This is a genomic window from Thermus thermophilus (genome assembly GCF_019974155.1).
GTDB classification, from domain to species: Bacteria; Deinococcota; Deinococci; order Deinococcales; family Thermaceae; genus Thermus; species Thermus thermophilus_C.
This window is the reverse complement of record NZ_AP025158.1, coordinates 339,491-356,031: the sequence shown is the minus strand read 5'-3', so window position 1 is coordinate 356,031 and position 16,541 is coordinate 339,491. Positions and strand designations below refer to the sequence as shown.

General features: G+C 68.9%; 15 protein-coding genes, 2 tRNA genes and 1 CRISPR repeat array. Of the genes, 7 read left to right on the top strand and 10 right to left on the bottom strand.

Translation table 11 applies throughout. The features are described 5' to 3' along the window. Positions 1–8: 8 nt before the first annotated feature. Positions 9–1,721, bottom strand: a complete 1,713-nt coding sequence (locus TthTMY_RS02095) for a M3 family oligoendopeptidase (protein WP_096411865.1) — start codon at positions 1,719–1,721, stop codon at positions 9–11. 123 nt (positions 1,722–1,844) lie between these two features. Next, positions 1,845–3,029: a CRISPR direct-repeat array (repeat unit 36 nt; unit sequence GTCGCAATCCCCTTACGGGGCTCAAGCTCTTGCAAC). Positions 3,030–3,394: 365 nt separating this feature from the next. Continuing rightward, positions 3,395–3,553 (bottom strand): hypothetical protein, encoded by a 159-nt coding sequence (locus TthTMY_RS02090; protein ID WP_418952561.1) that lies wholly within the window; start codon positions 3,551–3,553, stop codon positions 3,395–3,397. Between the two features lie 61 nt (positions 3,554–3,614). On the opposite strand from TthTMY_RS02090, the gene TthTMY_RS02085 reads away from it, so the two are divergent. Then, the gene (locus TthTMY_RS02085) at positions 3,615–5,414 is read left to right on the top strand and encodes an RNB domain-containing ribonuclease (protein ID WP_096411862.1); all 1,800 of its coding nucleotides are present in this window, start codon (positions 3,615–3,617) and stop codon (positions 5,412–5,414) included. On the opposite strand, the gene icd is transcribed toward TthTMY_RS02085, so the two are convergent. After that, positions 5,415–6,692, bottom strand: a complete 1,278-nt coding sequence (gene icd / locus TthTMY_RS02080; protein ID WP_096411858.1) for an NADP-dependent isocitrate dehydrogenase — start codon at positions 6,690–6,692, stop codon at positions 5,415–5,417. Between the two features lie 61 nt (positions 6,693–6,753). On the opposite strand from icd, the gene TthTMY_RS02075 reads away from it, so the two are divergent. The 4 genes from TthTMY_RS02075 to TthTMY_RS02060 all read left to right on the top strand — a co-directional run bounded on the left by TthTMY_RS02075 (position 6,754) and on the right by TthTMY_RS02060 (position 9,701). Continuing rightward, on the top strand, positions 6,754–7,866 hold the full coding sequence (locus TthTMY_RS02075; RefSeq protein WP_223903368.1) for an NAD(P)/FAD-dependent oxidoreductase: 1,113 nt from the start codon (positions 6,754–6,756) through the stop codon (positions 7,864–7,866). Between the two features lie 118 nt (positions 7,867–7,984). Then, positions 7,985–8,061 (top strand) — tRNA-Met (locus TthTMY_RS02070). Between the two features lie 46 nt (positions 8,062–8,107). Then, complete coding sequence (gene tilS, locus TthTMY_RS02065; RefSeq protein WP_096411853.1) at positions 8,108–9,631, top strand: tRNA lysidine(34) synthetase TilS; 1,524 nt, start codon at positions 8,108–8,110, stop codon at positions 9,629–9,631. Beyond that, positions 9,610–9,701 (top strand) — tRNA-Ser (locus tag TthTMY_RS02060). Before tilS ends, TthTMY_RS02060 begins: the two co-directional genes overlap by 22 nt. Positions 9,702–9,772: 71 nt before the next feature. On the opposite strand, the gene TthTMY_RS02055 is transcribed toward TthTMY_RS02060, so the two are convergent. The 3 genes from TthTMY_RS02055 to TthTMY_RS02045 are packed head-to-tail and all read right to left on the bottom strand — an operon-like array spanning position 9,773 to position 11,234. Further along, positions 9,773–10,213: a hypothetical protein gene (locus TthTMY_RS02055; RefSeq protein WP_096411850.1), complete on the bottom strand. Its 441-nt coding sequence runs from the start codon at positions 10,211–10,213 to the stop codon at positions 9,773–9,775. After that, on the bottom strand, positions 10,210–10,605 hold the full coding sequence (locus TthTMY_RS02050; RefSeq protein ID WP_096411848.1) for an alpha/beta fold hydrolase: 396 nt from the start codon (positions 10,603–10,605) through the stop codon (positions 10,210–10,212). The genes TthTMY_RS02055 and TthTMY_RS02050 overlap by 4 nt, the downstream gene beginning before the upstream one ends. Next, the gene (locus TthTMY_RS02045; protein WP_223903367.1) at positions 10,602–11,234 is read right to left on the bottom strand and encodes an alpha/beta fold hydrolase; all 633 of its coding nucleotides are present in this window, start codon (positions 11,232–11,234) and stop codon (positions 10,602–10,604) included. Before TthTMY_RS02045 ends, TthTMY_RS02050 begins: the two co-directional genes overlap by 4 nt. 21 nt (positions 11,235–11,255) lie before the next feature. Between TthTMY_RS02045 and TthTMY_RS02040 the strand changes: the two genes are divergently transcribed. Continuing rightward, positions 11,256–11,669 (top strand): PaaI family thioesterase, encoded by a 414-nt coding sequence (locus TthTMY_RS02040; RefSeq protein ID WP_096411845.1) that lies wholly within the window; start codon positions 11,256–11,258, stop codon positions 11,667–11,669. Here the strand turns inward: TthTMY_RS02040 and TthTMY_RS02035 are convergent. Further along, positions 11,643–12,605: a dipeptidase gene (locus TthTMY_RS02035; RefSeq protein WP_096411841.1), complete on the bottom strand. Its 963-nt coding sequence runs from the start codon at positions 12,603–12,605 to the stop codon at positions 11,643–11,645. The two genes, TthTMY_RS02040 and TthTMY_RS02035, sit on opposite strands and share 27 nt — an antisense overlap. 14 nt (positions 12,606–12,619) lie before the next feature. Here TthTMY_RS02035 and uvrC point away from each other — a divergent pair, with 14 nt between their 5' ends. Next, positions 12,620–14,401, top strand: a complete 1,782-nt coding sequence (gene uvrC, locus TthTMY_RS02030; RefSeq protein ID WP_223903366.1) for an excinuclease ABC subunit UvrC — start codon at positions 12,620–12,622, stop codon at positions 14,399–14,401. Positions 14,402–14,458: 57 nt separating this feature from the next. On the opposite strand, the gene TthTMY_RS02025 is transcribed toward uvrC, so the two are convergent. Genes TthTMY_RS02025 through TthTMY_RS02015 form a run of 3 tightly spaced genes read right to left on the bottom strand, consistent with a single transcriptional unit; the run spans position 14,459 to position 16,523 of the window. Beyond that, a complete protein-coding gene (locus TthTMY_RS02025) occupies positions 14,459–15,382 on the bottom strand; it encodes a ribose-phosphate diphosphokinase (RefSeq protein ID WP_096411838.1) in 924 nt (307 codons plus the stop codon). A gap of 14 nt (positions 15,383–15,396) precedes the next feature. Then, entirely contained in the window at positions 15,397–16,059 is a 663-nt protein-coding gene (gene mtnN, locus TthTMY_RS02020) for a 5'-methylthioadenosine/S-adenosylhomocysteine nucleosidase (RefSeq protein ID WP_096411835.1), read from the bottom strand. Continuing rightward, the gene (locus TthTMY_RS02015; protein WP_223903365.1) at positions 16,056–16,523 is read right to left on the bottom strand and encodes an S-ribosylhomocysteine lyase; all 468 of its coding nucleotides are present in this window, start codon (positions 16,521–16,523) and stop codon (positions 16,056–16,058) included. Before TthTMY_RS02015 ends, mtnN begins: the two co-directional genes overlap by 4 nt. Between the last annotated feature and the right edge of the window lie 18 nt (positions 16,524–16,541).

Sequence of the window (16,541 nt, the reverse complement as noted above, 5' to 3'; positions counted from 1 at the left end):
ATTCTCGCCTAAGGGAGGGCCTCAAGCCAAGACTCCAGGACGCCGAAGCCGTAGCGGAAGAAGGCCTCGGAGCCGAGCTCCACCCCGGCCTCGGCGAGGATCTCTTTGGGGCTTCGGCTCTCCCCGGCCTCGAGGACCCGGAGGTACTTGGGCACGAAGGCCTCCCCCTCCTCCCGGTACCTGCCGTAGAGGGCGAGGACCACCAGGTAGCCCAGGGCGTAGCTGTAGGTGTAGAAGCGGTAGTGGACGAAGTGGGGGATGCCCGCCCAGGCGGCGCGGTCAAGCTCCGTCCAGGCCACGGCCTCCCCGTAAAGCCTCCTCTGCTCCTCGTCCCAGAGGGCGTGGAAGGCCTCGGGGGAGAGGGCGGCCTCCTTGCGGGCCTCGAGGCTTCTTTGCTCAAAGAAGGTGTACATCACCTGGCGGAAGAGGGTGCCTATAGCGTCCTCCACCCTCTCCGCCAGGAGGAGGGCCTTTTCCTCCCCGGAAAGCCTCTCCAGGAGGAGGTCGTCCAGGAGGATCTCGGCGAAGACGCTGGCGGTCTCGGCGAGGGGGGTGGAGGCCCCGAAGTTGAGGAGGCGCTGCTTGCGGGCGAGGTAGAAGTGCACCCCGTGCCCGAGCTCGTGGGCGAGGGTGTGGGCGCTGTCCAGGTCGTCCGTGTGGTTGAGGAGGATGTAGGGGTGGGTGGAGGGAAGCCCCCCAGAGCAGAAGGCCCCGCCCCGTTTGCCGGGCCTCGGGTAGGCGTCTATCCAGCGCTTCTCAAAGAACTCCCGGGCGATGGCCTCAAGCTCCGGGGAGAAGCGGCGGAAGGCCTCCAGCACCAGGGCCTTCGCCTCCGCGAAGGGCACCTTGGGCTTCTCCCCCAGGGGAGCGAGGAGGTCTTCGCTTGGGGTCTTCTCCCGGCCGAGCCTCCTGGCCTTCCAGCGGTAGTAGCGCTCCACCAGGGGGTAGTGGGCCTCCGTGGCCTCCAGCAGGGCCTCAATGTCCTTCACCTCCACCTCGTCCCGGAGGGCCACGGGCTCCAAGGGGTGGCGGTAGCCCCTGAGGCGGAGGTCCTGGAGGTAGTCCAGGTAAACCGCGTTGAAGACGGCGCCCAGCGTGGGGGCCTCGGCGAGGAGCTTCCCGTAAAGCGCCCGGTGGGCCTCGCGGCGCACCTCGGGGCTTGGGTCGCGGCGGAGGGCCCGGACCTCCATCTCCGTGAGTTCCTTGCCCTGCACCCGGAAGCGGAAGCGGCCCGTGTACTCCGTGTAGAACTGGCTCCAGGCGCTCCTTCCCACCAGGCCCTTGAGGTTTAGAAGCTCCTCTTCCCGCTCGGAGAGGGTGTGGGGGGCGTAGGCCCTCTGCCTTTTGAGGAAGTGGCGGAGGTCGGCTAGCCCCGGGTGGTCCAAAAGCCTTTGGAAGGCCTCCTCGGGAAGCTTCCTCAGGGCCACCTCCAGGGGCACGAGGCGGTTTTTGACCTCGGTGTACCGGTTTCGCACCCTGTCCAGGAGGGCCTTGGCCTCGGGGTCCTGGGTGCGGGTGGCGAAGTAGAGGCTGGCGTAGTTCAGGGGCCTATAGGCGAGCTCCAGGGCCTTCTCGTACCGCCCCAAGAGGTCCTGGGCCTCTTTCGGGTCCAGGAGGCCCTGGGGGTCAAGGCCTTGGGCCAGGGCGAGGGCGGCCTTCAGGTCCTCCTCAATCCGCGGGTCGGCAGGACCCGCGTAAAGGTCGTCAAGGTTCCACTCCACGGGGAACCACTATAAAGGAAGCTCACTCCACCTGGAGGTCCATATAAGGGTGGAAGCGGCCGTAGAGGGCGTAGGCCCCGTCGGACCCTCCGGGGAAGCGAGGGGCAGGGGGCGCTTACGTGCGTCGCGATCCCCTTACGGGGCTCAAGCTCTTGCAACCAGGAGTACCGCGTCTTCGTCACCCGGGAGTACGGCGAGTCGCAATCCCCTTACGGGGCTCAAGCTCTTGCAACAGATGAAAGCTAAGATCATCAAGGCTGTCAAACCCGTGTCGCAATCCCCTTACGGGGCTCAAGCTCTTGCAACTGGCTAAGTTCAGGAGTCGCGAAGGAAGCGTCCTCATCACCGAGTCGCAATCCCCTTACGGGGCTCAAGCTCTTGCAACTGAGGAGGAAGAGGCGGAGGAGGAGTAGAGGCATAGGGCGGTCGCAATCCCCTTACGGGGCTCAAGCTCTTGCAACCAGGTTCTTCCCCCTCCCCGCCTCCTACCGCCACGCCAAGGAGTCGCAATCCCCTTACGGGGCTCAAGCTCTTGCAACCGGTTGTCATTGCCACCGTCCCCACCCGGGTCTATGACCGGGTCGCAATCCCCTTACGGGGCTCAAGCTCTTGCAACTCAAGGACTTGCTCCTTAGCTTCTCCGGTCACCTCGCCGAGGTCGCAATCCCCTTACGGGGCTCAAGCTCTTGCAACAAAGCGGAAGTTCTGGGTGCATCAGGGGGTCGTGCGGGATAAGTCGCAATCCCCTTACGGGGCTCAAGCTCTTGCAACATGTGCACTTCGGGGTGCCTGACGATACAGATTACGGGGCCCGTCGCAATCCCCTTACGGGGCTCAAGCTCTTGCAACTCTACTGGATTAGGGGGTGAGCGATGTGCGTTATTGCGGTCAGCGTCGCAATCCCCTTACGGGGCTCAAGCTCTTGCAACGGAGGAAGAGGGAGCCGTCTCCACGTACTACGTCCCGTCGCAATCCCCTTACGGGGCTCAAGCTCTTGCAACCCGGCAAGAGCTCGAAGAGCTCCTGTTCCGGGCCAGGCCCCTCCAGTCGCAATCCCCTTACGGGGCTCAAGCTCTTGCAACTCCAGGAGAACGGGCAAGCCAACTACAACTGTGCTTTCAGTCGCAATCCCCTTACGGGGCTCAAGCTCTTGCAACTACCTGAAGGGGTGCCTAGGGCACCCCCTAGGGTGGGGCCTAGTCGCAATCCCCTTACGGGGCTCAAGCTCTTGCAACAAGGGAGGCTCCAGACGGAGACCTACGAGGGCAAGGAGTCGCAATCCCCTTACGGGGCTCAAGCTCTTGCAACTCTACCCCCCCTCAGAACCCCGTCCTGGACGGCACCGCCAGAGGGGGGGTTTGTGAGAAAGATGAAGCTTGGAATATGCACACGGCGAATAACAGGGGTTTTCGGGGGTTTGTGCCGATGGCAAGCCACAGGAGAAAGGGGCGATGAGAAGGGAAAAACGCATATTCGCCTTCGGCAAGGGGAAAACTGGCTTTCAAGGTCCCCGCCCGGAGGTCCGGGTTAGGGGGAGTATAGCACACACCGCAACGTTGGGCCAGGTCAAAATTTCGGTGAAGAAAGGGCTCCTGCACTGAGCTTTGTTTTTCAAAGTTCAAAGAAAGCCAGTTGCATCGTAATTTTGCTGACAAGTATAGCCAAGGCCCGCCCTATCGCCAGAGGTAAAAGGGGGTGTAGCGCCCCCGCCCCAAAAGGGTCCCCTTCAGCCGCTGAGCCTGCACCTCAATCATTTTGCGGAACCCCAAAGGGTGGCTCGCCTCCTCCACCAGGGCGATGAGCCGCTTCCGTCCCTCCTCGTTCAGGTACACGCCGCCGAGCTTCGCTGACCGACGTGGGTACACCCCAAGACCCGTCCGGTCGGATCCCCGTATGCTAAGGGGCGTGGCCGCGCTCGTCGTCTACAAAGGCAAACCCGCCCTCGCCGAGGAGAAGGGGGGCCGTCTGGAGCTCACCCTGGAAGGGGGTGCGAAGCAGAAGGTGCGCCCCAAGGACGTCCTCTTCCTCCACCCGGGCCCCGCCTCCTTGGACCTGAAGGTGCCCGAGGGGGAGGAGGAGGCCGCCTGGGAACTCCTGGAGGGGCAGACGGTGAGCCTTAGGGAGCTTGCCGAGCTGGTCTACGGGGCCTACACCCCGGAGGCCGCCTACGGGGCCTACCTCCTTGCCCAAAGGGGGGAGCGCTTCGTCCTCGAGGGGGAAGGGGTCCGGGCCCGCACCCGGGAGGAGCTTCTGGCCCTGAAGGAGGCGGAAAGGAAGCGGGTAGAGCGGGAACGGGCCTTCCAGGAGGCCCTGAAGCGCCTAAGGGAGGGAAGCCCCGCCCCCGAGGACCGCCCCCTCCTCGCCGAGGTAGAGGCCCTGGCCCGGGGGGAGAGGAAGGAAAGCCCCGTCCTCCGGGCCCTGGGCCTCCCCGAAACCCCTGAGGCGGCCCACGCCTTCCTCCTCCGCCTGGGGCTTTGGCAGAGGGAAAACCCCCACCCAAGGAGGCTCGGCCTTCCCCTCCAGCCCCCGGACCTGCCCGTCCCTCCCCTCCCCGAGGAGGACCGGGTGGACCTCACCCACCTCCCCGCCTTCGCCATAGACGACGAGGGAAGCCAAGACCCCGACGACGCCGTCTTCGCCGAGCGGGTGAAGGGGGGCTTCCGCCTCTTCGTCCACGTGGCCGACGTGGCCGCCCTCGTCCCCCCCAAAAGCCCCCTGGACGAGGAGGCCTTGCGCCGGGGGGCGAACCTCTACCTGCCCGAGGGGACGGTGCCCATGCTCCCCCCCGCCGTCACCGAGGCCCTTGGCCTAGGCCTAAGGGAGGTCTCCCCGGCCCTCACCTTTGAGCTATGGGTCTCGGAGGAAGGAGAGCTTCTGGAGGAGCGGGTCTACCCCTCTTGGGTGCGGGTGAAGCGCCTCACCTACCGGGAGGCCCTGGGGGTGGAGGCCCTGAGGCCCCTGGAGGCCCTGGCGGAGGCCTTCCGGGCCAGGCGCCTCGCCGCGGGCGCCTTGGAGATCGCCCTCCCCGAGGTGAAGGTGCGGGTGGAGGGGGAGGAGGTCCGGATCACCCCCTTGCCCCCCTACCCAAGCCGCGCCTGGGTGCGGGAGGCCATGCTCCTCGCCGGGTACGCCGCGGCCCACCTGGCGGTGCGGGAGGGGCTTCCCTTCCCCTTCGCTGCCCAGGAGGCCCCCTCGAGGCGGGTGGAAGGGGAGGGCCTGGCCGCCATGTGGGAGCAGCGGAAGGCCATGAAGCGGGCCCAGCTCAAGGCGGTCCCCGCCCCCCACAAGGGCTTGGGCCTTCCCCTCTATGCCCAGGTGACGAGCCCCCTAAGGCGCTACCTGGACCTGGTGGCCCACCAGCAGCTCAGGGCCTGGCTCAAGGGGGAAAGGCCCCTCTCCCAAAGCGAGGTCCTGGAAAGGGTGGGGGCGGCGGAGGCGGTGGCCGACCTGGTGCGGGAGGCGGAGCGGAAGAGCAAGCTCCACTGGACCCTCCTCTACCTCCAGGAGAGGGGGTACGAGGGGCCCGGCGTCCTGGTGGAAAGGCGGGGAGGGCAAGGGGTCTTCCTCCTCCCCGAGCTCGGGCTTTCCGCCCAGGTGGCCCTCTCCCAGGCCCTTCCCCTGAACGCCGAGGCCCGCCTCCGCTTCCTGGAGGCGGACCTTCCGGGCCTCGAGGCCCGCTTCGCCCTCGTGTAGCTACATGTGCTCAATCAGGGCCCGGCCGAACTCGCTGGTCTTGAGGAGGGTGGCGGGCTTCCCCTCGGCCTGGAGGAGGCGGTGGAAGTCGTAGGTGACGAGGCCCTTGGCGATGGTGCGCTCCATGGCCTGGAGGATGAGGTCCGCCGCCTCGTTCCAGCCCAGATAGCGGAGCATCATCTCCCCGGAGAGGATGACGCTGGAGGGGTTCACCTTGTCCTGGCCCGCGTACTTGGGCGCGGTGCCGTGGGTGGCCTCAAAGACGGCGTGGCCCGTGCGGTAGTTGATGTTGGCCCCGGGGGCGATGCCGATCCCCCCCACCTGGGCGGCGAGGGCGTCGGAGATGTAGTCCCCGTTGAGGTTCAGGGTGGCGATCACCGAGTACTCGTCGGGGCGGAGGAGGACCTGCTGCAGGAAGTTGTCGGCGATGACGTCCTTGATGACGATCTCCCGGCCTGTCCTGGGGTTTTTCATCACGTGCCAGGGGCCGCCGTCCAAGGGCACGGCGCCGTACTTCTCCCGGGCGAGGGCGTAGCCCCACTCCCGGAAGGCCCCTTCCGTGAACTTCATGATGTTGCCCTTGTGGACCAGGGTGACGCTGGGGAGGTCCTCCTTGATGGCGTACTCAATGGCCGCCTCCACCAGGCGCTCCGTGCCCTCCTTGGACACGGGCTTGATCCCGAGGCCGGAGGTCTCGGGGAAGCGGATCTTGGCGTAGGCCTTGGGGAACTCCCGCTTGAGGAAGTCCAGGACCTTCCTCACCTCCTCGCTCCCCGCGGGCCACTCAATCCCGGCGTAGATGTCCTCGGTGTTCTCCCGGAAGATCACCATGTTGACGAGCTCCGGGTGCTTCACCGGGCTCGGCACCCCCCGGAACCAGCGCACGGGGCGTACGCAGGCGTAGAGGTCCAGCTCCTGCCTCAGGGCCACGTTGATGGAGCGGATCCCGCCCCCCACGGGGGTGGTGAGGGGGCCCTTGATGGCCACCAGGTGCTCCCGGATGAACTCCAGGGTCTCCTCGGGAAGCCACACGGGTTCCCCATACACCTGGTTGGCCTTCTCCCCCGCGTAGATCTCCACCCAAACGATCCTGCGCCTTCCCCCGTAGGCCTTCTCCACGGCGGCGTCTAGGACGGGCTTGGCCGCTCTCCAGATGTCGGGGCCGGTGCCGTCCCCCTCAATGAAGCCGATGAGGGGCCGGTCGGGAACCTGAAGGACCCCGTCCTTGATGGTGATCTTCTCGCCCTCTTCCGGGATGCGGATGTGCGTGTAGGCCATACCTGACCTCCGGGGCATAGCATACCCCTTCCCCGGGGGAAAAGTGTCCTAGACTTGGCCTATGCCGGACGTGGTCGTGGTGGGGGCGGGGATCGTGGGGGCGGCCTCGGCCTACCGCCTGGCGGAAAAGGGGCTTAGGGTCTTGGTCCTGGAGAAGGAGGCCACCTACGCCCAAGGGTCCACGGGCAAGAGCGCCGCCGGGGTGCGGGTGCAGTTCTCCGAGCCCCTTAACGTCCTCCTCTCCTACCGTTCCATCCTGGAGTACCGGGAGATCCCCGAGGCCGCCTACCGGCCCATCGGGTACCTCTTCCTGGTGCCCGAGGCCCAGGCCGAGGCCCAGGAGGAAGCCCTAAGGGTGCAGAAGGCCCTGGGGGTCCCCGTGGAGAGGCTTTCCCTGGCGGAGGCCCAAAGGAAGGTGCCTTTTAAGGAGGAGGGCCTGGCCTACGCCACCTTCGGCCCCATGGACGGGACCATAGACCCCCACGGGGCCACGGCCTACTACCTCCGGGAGGCGAGGCGGCTTGGGGCGGAGGTGCGCTTTTCGGAAGCCCTCCTCTCCGCCCGGCGGGAGGAGGGGCTTTGGCGGGTGGAGACGGCGAAGGGGCGGTACGAGGCCCCTTTCCTCCTCCTCTGCACCGGGGCCTGGACGGGGGAGGTGGGAAGGCGTTTGGGCCTGGAGATCCCCATTTACCCGGTGCGCCGCATGGTCTTCGCCACCGCCCCCACGCCCTTCCCCCACGCCTTTCCTCTCACCGTGGACCTCGGCACGGGCTTTTACTTCCGCTCCGAGGGAGGCCGCCTCCTCTTCGGCCGCTCCAACCCCGAGGAGCCCCCGGGCTTCCGGGAGGGGATGGACTGGGGGTGGCTTGGGCCCACCCTCGAGGCGGGCCTCGCCCGCTTCCCCTTCCTGGAAGGGCTTTCCCTGGACCCAAGGGCGAGCTGGTGGGGCTACTACGAGGTAACCCCGGACCACAACCCCATCCTCGGCTTCGTGGAGGAGGGGCTTCTTTTGGCCGCGGGCTTCTCGGGGCACGGGGTGCAGCAGGCGGCCATGGTGGGCCGCCTCATGGCGGAGGAGGTGGCCTTCGGAAAGGCGCAAAGCCTGGATATCGCCCCCTTCCGCCTAAGCCGCTTCCGGGAAGGAAAGCCCTTGCGGGAGCGGGGCATTGTGTAACGGGCTTGTGTCCACACGGGGACCCCGGCAGAAGGTCCTTGGGGAGACTCCCCGGGCCAATGGCGAAACGATTGACCAGAGGCCCGGCCTCCCCTATGATGGGGGTTGCCTGGCGCCTGGCGGCGTAGCTCAGGTGGTCAGAGCACACGACTCATAATCGTGGTGTCGTGGGTTCGAGTCCCACCGCCGCCACCAGGAGGTCCCCCGGGAAACCGGGGGGCCGTGGCATCATGGAAGGCGCATGGACGTCCCGGCCTTCCGCGAGCGCCTTCTTCGCCTCGCCCCCAAAGACCCCCTCGTCCTCGCCGTCTCCGGGGGCGGGGACTCCGTGGCCCTGGCCCTCCTGGTGAAGGAAGCGGGGCGCCAGGCGGTGGTGGCCCACCTGGACCACGGCCTGCGCCCGGAGAGCCCCTTGGACCAGGCCTTCGTCCGGGCCCTGGCGGAAAGGCTGGGCTTCCCCTTCTTCACCGAGCGGGTGGAGGTGGCCCGGATCGCCCAGGCCCGGGGCGAGAACCTGGAGGCGGTGGCCCGGGAGGTGCGCTACGCCTTCCTCCACCGGGTGGCCCGGGAGGTGGGGGCCCGGGCGATCCTCACCGCCCACACCCTGGACGATCAGGCGGAGACCGTGCTCCTCCAGCTCCTCCAGGGAACCGCCCGGGCCACGGGCATCCGGGAGCGGGAGGGGATCGTGGTCCGCCCCCTCCTGGCCCACACCCGGGAGGAGCTTCGGGCCTACCTCCGGGCCCGAGGAGAGGCCTGGCGCGAGGACCCCACGAACCAGGACCCCGCCCTGGACCGGAACTTCCTCCGGCTCTTCGTCCTTCCCCTCTTGGAGGAGCGCTTTCCCGCGGCCAAGCGCGCCCTGGCCCGCTTCGCCGAGGCTCGGGCCGAGGAGGAAGGGGTCCTGGAGCGCCAGGCCGAGGCCCGGCTCCTCCCCGACCCCCGCTTCTTCGTCCCCGCCTTCCGGGCGGCGCCCCTCCTCGAGGCCCCCTTGGCGGTGCGCCGCCGGGCCTTGAGGCGGCTTCTGGAAAAGCTCGGCCTCAGGCCGGAGGCCCGCCTCGTCCTCCTCCTGGAAGAGGCCCTCCGCGGCCGGCCCCAGACCCTCCCGGGGGGCGTCCTGGCCCGGCGCAAGGGGGGCACCCTCTTCCTCCTCCCCCCAAGGCCCCGCCTGCCCCTGCCCCCGGGGTTCCGCCGCCCCGCGCCCGGGGACTACCTGGAGCGTCCTTCCGGGAGGAAGCGCCTCGTGGACTTCCTGGCGGAAAAAGGGGTCCCCCGGGAGCTCAAGCCCCTCTGGCCCGTGCGTGCCGAGGGCAGCCGGGTGGTGGAGGTCCTGGGCCTTTACCCGCCCCCTCCCGAGGAGGCCCACATGGCGGAGGCCTTGGCGGAGGCGGCTTTGGCCTTCCGGGAAGGGGAGGTGCCGGTGGGGGCGGTTCTCGTCCTCCCGGGCCGCGTCCTCCGGGCGCACAACCGGGTGGAGGGGCTAAGGGACCCCACGGCCCATGCGGAGATGCTCCTCCTTAGGGAGGCGGGGCCCGAGGCCCGGGGCGGGCGGCTTTACGTGACCCTCGAGCCCTGCCTCATGTGCCACCACGCCCTGGCCCAGGCGGGGGTAGAGGTGGTCTACGGGGCGGAAAACCTCAAGGAAGGCGCCCTCACCCGCTTCGGCCTCCCCACCCGGGCCCGGGGTGGTGTGCGGGAAAGGGAGTGTGCTAAGCTCTTAAGGGACTTCTTCGCCCGGCTCAGGGAGGGGTGCCGGAGCGGTTGAACGGGCCGGTCTCGAAAACCGGTAGGCCCTTCGCGGGGCCTCGCGGGTTCGAATCCCGCCCCCTCCGCCAAAAAGGATGGAGGCGGCTTTTGGCCGCCTCCATCTTTTCGTCCCGCTTAGACTTTCGCCGTGGTGGGGTGCTCAGAAGCGGTAGCCCACCTTGAGCTGGGCGGCGAACTTCCCGCCCGCAAGGCCCAGGTCGGCGCCCACGAAGGCGGGCACGTTCAGGGCCTGGGCCAGGTCGTACTCGGCGTCGGCGCGGAAGTAAAGGCTCGTGTTGCTGAAGTTGAGGCCGGTAACCGCCACCCCGAGGCCGGCCCCCGCCTTAAACCCCTCGGCCACCGGGTAGAGGTAGCGGAAGAGGAAGGCCCCGTTAAAGTCCCCCGCAACGGTGTAGGCCAGGTCCAAGGCGGGGCGCACCTCCCCCACGGGGAGCTGGAAGAGGAGGCAGTGCCAGGAAAGCTCAAGGCCAAACCCCTGGGTGCCGCCCACGAAGGCGAAGGAAGGCTTCAGGTTCTCCACCGAGAACTGGGCCGAGGCCAGGCCCAAAAGCAGAACCGCGGTCGCCAAAAGCTTCCTCATAGGTTACCTCCTGGGTCTATGCTACCATAGCTAAGTTTACTTGACAAGACCTCTGTAATCTCCACCCCCTCCGCCGGGAGGGCGCGGAGGCCCAGGGCCTCGAGGTGGGGCCCGAGGGCCAGCCCCAAGCCCCGGAGGAGGACCCAGGGGGAGCCCAGGTTCATCATGACCGCGAAGCCCGCGACGAAGTGGGCGAGCTCCTCGGGGGCCATCCTCGGCCCCTCGGTCCTGCCGTACCCGGGCAGGTCCAGGAGGTAGAAGGTGTACCCCTCGGGAAGCGCCTCGGGCCAGCGGGAAGCCTCCTCGGCCACCAAGAGGACGGGAGGCCCCTTCCCCACCCGGTCAAAGACCAGGTTCAGGCCGTAGAGGTGGAGGTAGCCCGTGCGCCTCATAAGGCGAGCCCCCCGGGCAGGGGCCTGAACCCCTCCCCCAGGAGGAAGTCCGCCACCAGGTCCCGGACCTCCTCCTGGGCCTCCCAGGGCACGAGGTGCCCGGCCTCGTCCACCACGAAGCGGAGGGCCTCCCCCTTGGCGAAGTCCGCCACCTTGGCCCCGTGAAGGGGGGGCGTGAAAGCGTCCAGGGCCCCCTGGACCACGAGGACCCGGGCCTCGGTGCCCCGAAGCCAGCGCCTTTCGTCGGTGAGGGCCTCGAGGCGCCCAAGCCACCGCCAAAGCCCCGCCTCGCTCAGGCCCTCCTTCCAGGCCTCGTAGACCTCCTCGCTCCCCGCACTTAAGGCCCCGAAGAAGAGGGCCCGGCCCACCCGGGCAAACCCCTCCACCCCGCCCCGCTCCAAGCCGAAGCGCAAGGCGCCAAGCCGCGCCCCAAGGAGCGCGTCCCGGAAGAGGACCGGGGAGAGGAGGACGAGGCTTCTCGCCCCCTCCCGGAAGGCCGCCTTCAGCGCGTCCAAGGCCCCCTCGGCGAAGGCCACGAGGTGAAGCCCCTCCTCCGAAGGGAGGTCCAAGAGGAAGTCCAGCCCCGCCGGGGGGGCGAGGAGGCCGGGAAAGAGCCGGATCTCGCCCACGGCCCCTTTATACTCCAGGGCATGGAGGTCAAGGCCTTCCTGGAACGGGAAACCCTGGATCAGACTTTGGGGGTGCGCTACCTCAAGGCGGAGAAGGACGAGGTGGTGGCGGAGCTTGCGGTGACGCCCAAGGTCCACCAGCCCTTCGGCTTCCTCCACGGGGGGGCCACGGTGGCCCTGGCGGAGAGCGTGGCGAGCGTGGGGGGGTTTCTGAACTGCCCCCCGGGGCACGCCGCCTTCGGCCTGGAGATCAACTGCAACCACCTCCGCAAGAAGCGGGAGGGGACGATCCGGGCCGTGGGGAAGCCCCTCCACGTGGGCCGCACCACCCAGGTCTGGGAGGTGAAGGTCTACGACGAGGAAGGGCGCCTGGTGGCCGCAAGCCGCTGCACCCTGGCCGTGGTCCCCCTAGAACCAGCCAAGGAGCCAGCGTAGCCAGTTCCCGCCCAAAAACCCCTCGCCCCCTAAGGCGCATAGGTCCCGGTGCCGGTCCAGGCCCTGGGGGGTGGCCTCGAGGCCGAACCCCCCGTCCCAGTCCGTGCCCAGGCCCACCCGCCCCCCGCCCATGAGGGCCTCGGCGTGGGCCTTGTGCCGGAGGAAGGCCTCCAGGGGAAGCCGCGGCATCCCCCGCTTCCAGGCGGGGTCCAAGAAGGCGTTGAAGGGCACGAGGCCCAAAACCCCCTCCCGCCCGGCCAGGGCCCGCAAGAGCCCGTCGGAGAGGTGCCTCTCGGAGGGCACCAGGGCGCGGCAGTTGGCGTGGGTGGCGCACACGGGGCCCCGGTAGGCCTCCAGGGCCCTCCAGGCGGCCTCCTCCGCCAGGTGGGAGAGGTCCAGGGCCACGCCCAGGGCCGCCATCTCCTGGAGGAGGGCTTGGCCCTTGGCCGTAAGGGGGCCGGGCTCGGCGTTCCCGCCGGCGTAGGCGTTTCCCGTGGCCCAGGTGAGGGAAAGGAGCCTGAGGCCCCTTTCCCGCAAGGGGCGGAGGTCCTCCGGGGCTTCCAGGGCGTGGGCCCCCTCCAGGAGGAGGACGAGGCCCAAGACGCCGTCTTGGGGGAAGCGCTCCAGGTGGGCCAAGAGGTCCGCCCGCTCCCTTAGGACCCTCACGAGGCCCCCCCTCTCCCAGGCCTCGTAGAGGGCGAGCTGGGCGTACACCTCCTCCTCCCAGTCCTCCCGTGCCCCTTCCCGGGGGTCGGCGAAGAGGGTGGCGAAGGCGAGGGCCACCCCCGCCTCCTTAAGGCTCGGGAGGGTGACCAGGGGGGTGTCGGGGTGGGGGTCCTGGGCGCGGAGGGCTTCCAGGGAAAGGGTGAGGTCCCGCCCCAGGGCGCGGGCGTTCCAGGCCAGGTCCAGGTGGGCGTCCACCAGGAAGGGGGGCACGGGGAAAGTCTACAATGGGGGGCGTGCGGGCCCAAGACCTCCCTCCCCTCCCCGAGGCCCCCGGGGTCTACCTCTGGAAGCGGGGGGAGGAGGTGCTCTACGTGGGCAAGGCCAAGAGCCTCCGCGCCCGGGTACGGAGCTACTTCCACGCCGAGGGCAAGGCCCGGCGCATCGCCGAGGAGGCCACGGGCCTGGACTTCATCGCCACCCGGGACGAGGTGGAGGCCCTCCTCCTCGAGGCCAACCTCATCAAGGCCCACCGCCCCCCCTACAACGTCCTCCTCAAGGACGACAAGCACTACCCCTTCCTCAAGCTCACCAACGAGCCCTTCCCCACCCTCCTCGTGGTGCGCCGGGTGGAGGAGGACGGGGCCAAGTACTACGGCCCCTTCCCCGAGGCGGGGGCGCTTCGCCGCATCAAGACCCTCATAGACCGCCTCTTCCCCTTGCGCAAGAACTCGGGCTACCCCATGAAGCGGAGGCGCTACCCCTGCCTGAACTACAGCATGGGGCGCTGCCTCGCCCCTTGCGTGGGGAAGGCGGACCCAGAGGCCTACCGGGAGGTGGTGCGCCAGGTGGAGGCGGTCCTGGAGGGCCGGGTGGACGGGCTCCTTCAGGAGCTCGAGGCCAAGATGCGGGAGGCGGCGAGAAGGCTTGAGTTTGAGCGGGCGGCGGAGATCCGCGACCAGATGGAGGCCCTAAGGGCCTTCTTCTCCACGGGCCAGCAGGCCTTTGACCCGGAGATGGGGGACCTGGACTTTTTGGGCCTTGCCCGCTCCGGAGCCCTCGCCGTGGTGCAGCTCTACCAGGTGCGCTCCGGGCGGATCCTCGGCCGCATCGGCCGCGTGGTGGAGAAGGAGGAGGCCACGGACGAGGAAATCCTCTGGGCCTTCCTCCGGGACCACTACCTGGAGGCCTCCCCCCTCCCCCCCCTCGTCCTCCTCCCCTTTCCCCTGGAGGACCTGGAGGGCCTCGCCGAGCTCCTTAAGCGCCGCGCGGGGCGGAAGGTGGAGCTAAGGGTGCCGAAGAAGGGGGAGAAGGCGAGGCTCTTGGAGCTTGCCGAAAGGAACGCCCGCCTCGCCCTGGAGACCGAGCTTAAGCTTCGGGAAAGGCGGGGGGAGCACCCCGCCCTCAAGGCCCTCCAGGACCTCCTGGGGCTTCCCGCCCGCCCCTGGCGCCTCGAGGGCTACGACGTGAGCCACCTCCAGGGCCAGGCCCGGGTCTTCTCCATCGCCGTCTTTGAGGGGGGAAGGCCCAAGCGGCAGGAGTACCGCAGGATGCGCCTCAAGGCGGGGAACGACGACTACGCCGCCATGGAGGAAGGGGTCTTCCGCCGCTACACGGGAAGCCTCAAAGACCTTCCCCTCCCCGACCTCCTCCTCATTGACGGGGGAATAGGCCAGGTGCGGGCGGCGGAAAGGGCCCTGGCGCGGGCGGGCCTCAGGCTTCCCCTGGTGGGCCTCGCCAAGGGGGAGGAGGTCCTGGTCACGCCGGAGGGGCGGGAGCTCCGCCTCCCCCTTACCCACCCGGCCTTGCAGCTCCTTATCCACCTCCGGGACGAGGCCCACCAAAACGGCCTCCGCTACCACCAGAAGCGGCGGAGCGAGGAGCTTTTCCGGGTCCTCCAGGGCATCCCCGGGATCGGGGAGAGGAGGAGGCGGCTCCTTTTGGAGCGCTACGGGGGGCTAAGGGCCCTTAAGGAAGCCCCCCTGGAGGAGCTCGCCCGGCTTCCCGGGATGAGCCTCGAGGCCGCCCGGGCCCTCAAGGCGGCCCTGGCTGGGGAAGAGCCCACCTGACCTATGCGGGCTTACAGCCTCCCCAAGCCCTGGCCCGGGCCCACGTGCGGACACCCCTCAGATGAGGGCACTCACCGACTGGTTGGTGTGGACGTGGCGGATGGCCTGGGCCAGGAGCTCGGCGGTGGAGAGCACCGTGTAGCCCCCGTCCTTTAGGGGGACGGTGTCGGTGAAGACCACTTCCTGGATGGCCGGGTGGGAGAGGTTCTCCCGGGCCTCCCCCACCAGGACGGCGTGGGTGGCCATGACCACCACCTCGGGAAGCGCCCCCGCCCGGAGGAGGGCCTCCACCCCCCGCCTTATCGTCCCCCCGGTGGAGACGATGTCGTCCACCAGGATGGGCCTTTTCCCCTCCACGTCCCCGATGACGTAGGTCACGGAAGTCTCCCGGGGCCCGAGGCGCCTTTTGGCCAGCATGGCGAGGGGAAGGCCGAGCCTTTCCGCAAGCCTCCCCGCCTCCTCGGCCCGGCCCGCGTCCGGGGAGACCACCACGGCGTTTTCCACGTATCCCTTTTCCCGGAGGTAGCGGGCGAAGAGGCGCACGGCGGAGAGGTGGTCCACGGGGATGTCAAAGAAGCCCTGGATCTGGGGGGCGTGGAGGTCAATGGCGATGACCCGCTCCACCCCCACCCTCTCCAAAAGCCCCGCCACCAGCTTGGCGCTGATGGGCTCCCGGCCCTCCGTCTGCTTGTCCTGGCGGGCGTAGCCGAAGTAGGGGATGACGGCGTTGATGCGCCCCGCCGAGCTCCGCCTGGCGGCGTCGGCGAGGAGGAGGAGCTCCATCAGGTGGTCGTTCACCGGGGGGCAGGTGGGCTGGATGAGGTAGACGTCCTCCCCGCGGACGCTCTCAAGAAGCCTGACCCGCACCTCCCCATCGGGAAAGCGGTCCACCAGGGCCTTCCCCAAGGGGACCCCCAAGGCCTCCGCCACCCGCCGGGCCAGGTCGGGGTGGGCGCTCCCCGAGAAGAGCTGGATTTCCATGCCGGACCCCCTCCTCACTCTACCAGGGCCCGGGCGAGGAGCCCAAGGCGCCTTGCGGCCTCCCGCAAAAAGGCCTGGAAGTCCGAGGCCGCCCCCTCCCCGGCCCCGTCCGTCACCACGCGGAGGAGGGCCATGGGATGGCGGAAGCGCCAGGCCACCATGAGGGCCGCGGCCCCCTCCATCTCCACGGCGTCCGCCCCGTGGAGGGCGCGAAGCCTTTCCGCCTCCTCCCTTTGGGCCAGAAAGCGGTCCCCCGTGGCCACCACCCCCCGCCTGAAGGGAAGGCCCAAGGCCAGGGCAGCCTTCTCCGCCCGGGCAAGGAGGGCGGGGTCAGAAGGGAAGAAGCCCACCCCAAAGGCGGTCTCCCCGGGCTTGCGGCCGAAGGGGGTGAGGTCCACGTCCCACTGCACCGCCTTCTCCGCCAGGAGGAGGTCCAAGGCGCGAAGGGTAGGGTCCAAGGCCCCCGCCACCCCCAGGAAGAAGCTCTCCGAGGGGCGGAAGCGGGTGAGGACGTGGGCCACGGCCATGGCGGCCGCCACCTTCCCCACGCCCGTCTCCGCCACCAAGACCCCCTCGCCCCGGTGGAGGGGAAAGGGGGCCAGGAGGGCCTCCCCCGCCCCCAGGGCCTCCCGGAGGGCGGAGGCCTCCTCGGGCTCGGCGGCGAAAAAGGCGGTCACCTCGCCTCCAGGGGAATGGTGGGCTGCACCCTAAGCCCTGCCTTCAGCACCTTTTCCGCCCAGGCCTTGGCGCCAGGAAGGTCATGGTCCCGGTAGTTGCCGCATTCCTTAAAGCTCGCCCCGGGGACCTCCCCCTCGTGGGCGAGGACGTCCTTCAGGGCCTGGACGAAGGCCTCCAGCACCCTTTCCTCCCCCACAGGGCCTTCCACCACCAGGTAAAACCCCGTGCGGCAGCCCATGGGGGAGAGGTCAATGACCCCCGGGAGGTGGTCCCGCAAATACCCCGCGAGGAGGTGCTCGAGGGTGTGCAAGGCCCCCGTGGGAAGGGCTTCCCGGTTGGGCTGGGCGAGCCTCAGGTCGTACTTCTCCACCACGCCCCCCGCGAGGGCCTTCCTCCCCGCCAGGCGCACGTAGGGGGCCTTGACCCTGGTGTGGTCCAGGCTGAAGCTCTCCACCTCGGCCATGCCCCCATCCTACCCTGC

What these genes read in the sequence shown, in the direction of transcription:
- TthTMY_RS02055 (WP_096411850.1), bottom strand. Translation starts at nt 10,213, where the DNA reads ATGAGGAAGCTTTTGGCGACCGCGGTTCTGCTTTTGGGCCTGGCCTCG.
- uvrC (WP_223903366.1), top strand. Translation starts at nt 12,620, where the DNA reads ATGGGGGGCGTGCGGGCCCAAGACCTCCCTCCCCTCCCCGAGGCCCCC.
- icd (WP_096411858.1), bottom strand. Translation starts at nt 6,692, where the DNA reads ATGGCCTACACGCACATCCGCATCCCGGAAGAGGGCGAGAAGATCACC.
- TthTMY_RS02015 (WP_223903365.1), bottom strand. Translation starts at nt 16,523, where the DNA reads ATGGCCGAGGTGGAGAGCTTCAGCCTGGACCACACCAGGGTCAAGGCC.
- TthTMY_RS02050 (WP_096411848.1), bottom strand. Translation starts at nt 10,605, where the DNA reads ATGAGGCGCACGGGCTACCTCCACCTCTACGGCCTGAACCTGGTCTTT.
- TthTMY_RS02085 (WP_096411862.1), top strand. Translation starts at nt 3,615, where the DNA reads ATGCTAAGGGGCGTGGCCGCGCTCGTCGTCTACAAAGGCAAACCCGCC.
- TthTMY_RS02025 (WP_096411838.1), bottom strand. Translation starts at nt 15,382, where the DNA reads ATGGAAATCCAGCTCTTCTCGGGGAGCGCCCACCCCGACCTGGCCCGG.
- TthTMY_RS02040 (WP_096411845.1), top strand. Translation starts at nt 11,256, where the DNA reads ATGGAGGTCAAGGCCTTCCTGGAACGGGAAACCCTGGATCAGACTTTG.
- TthTMY_RS02075 (WP_223903368.1), top strand. Translation starts at nt 6,754, where the DNA reads ATGCCGGACGTGGTCGTGGTGGGGGCGGGGATCGTGGGGGCGGCCTCG.
- tilS (WP_096411853.1), top strand. Translation starts at nt 8,108, where the DNA reads ATGGACGTCCCGGCCTTCCGCGAGCGCCTTCTTCGCCTCGCCCCCAAA.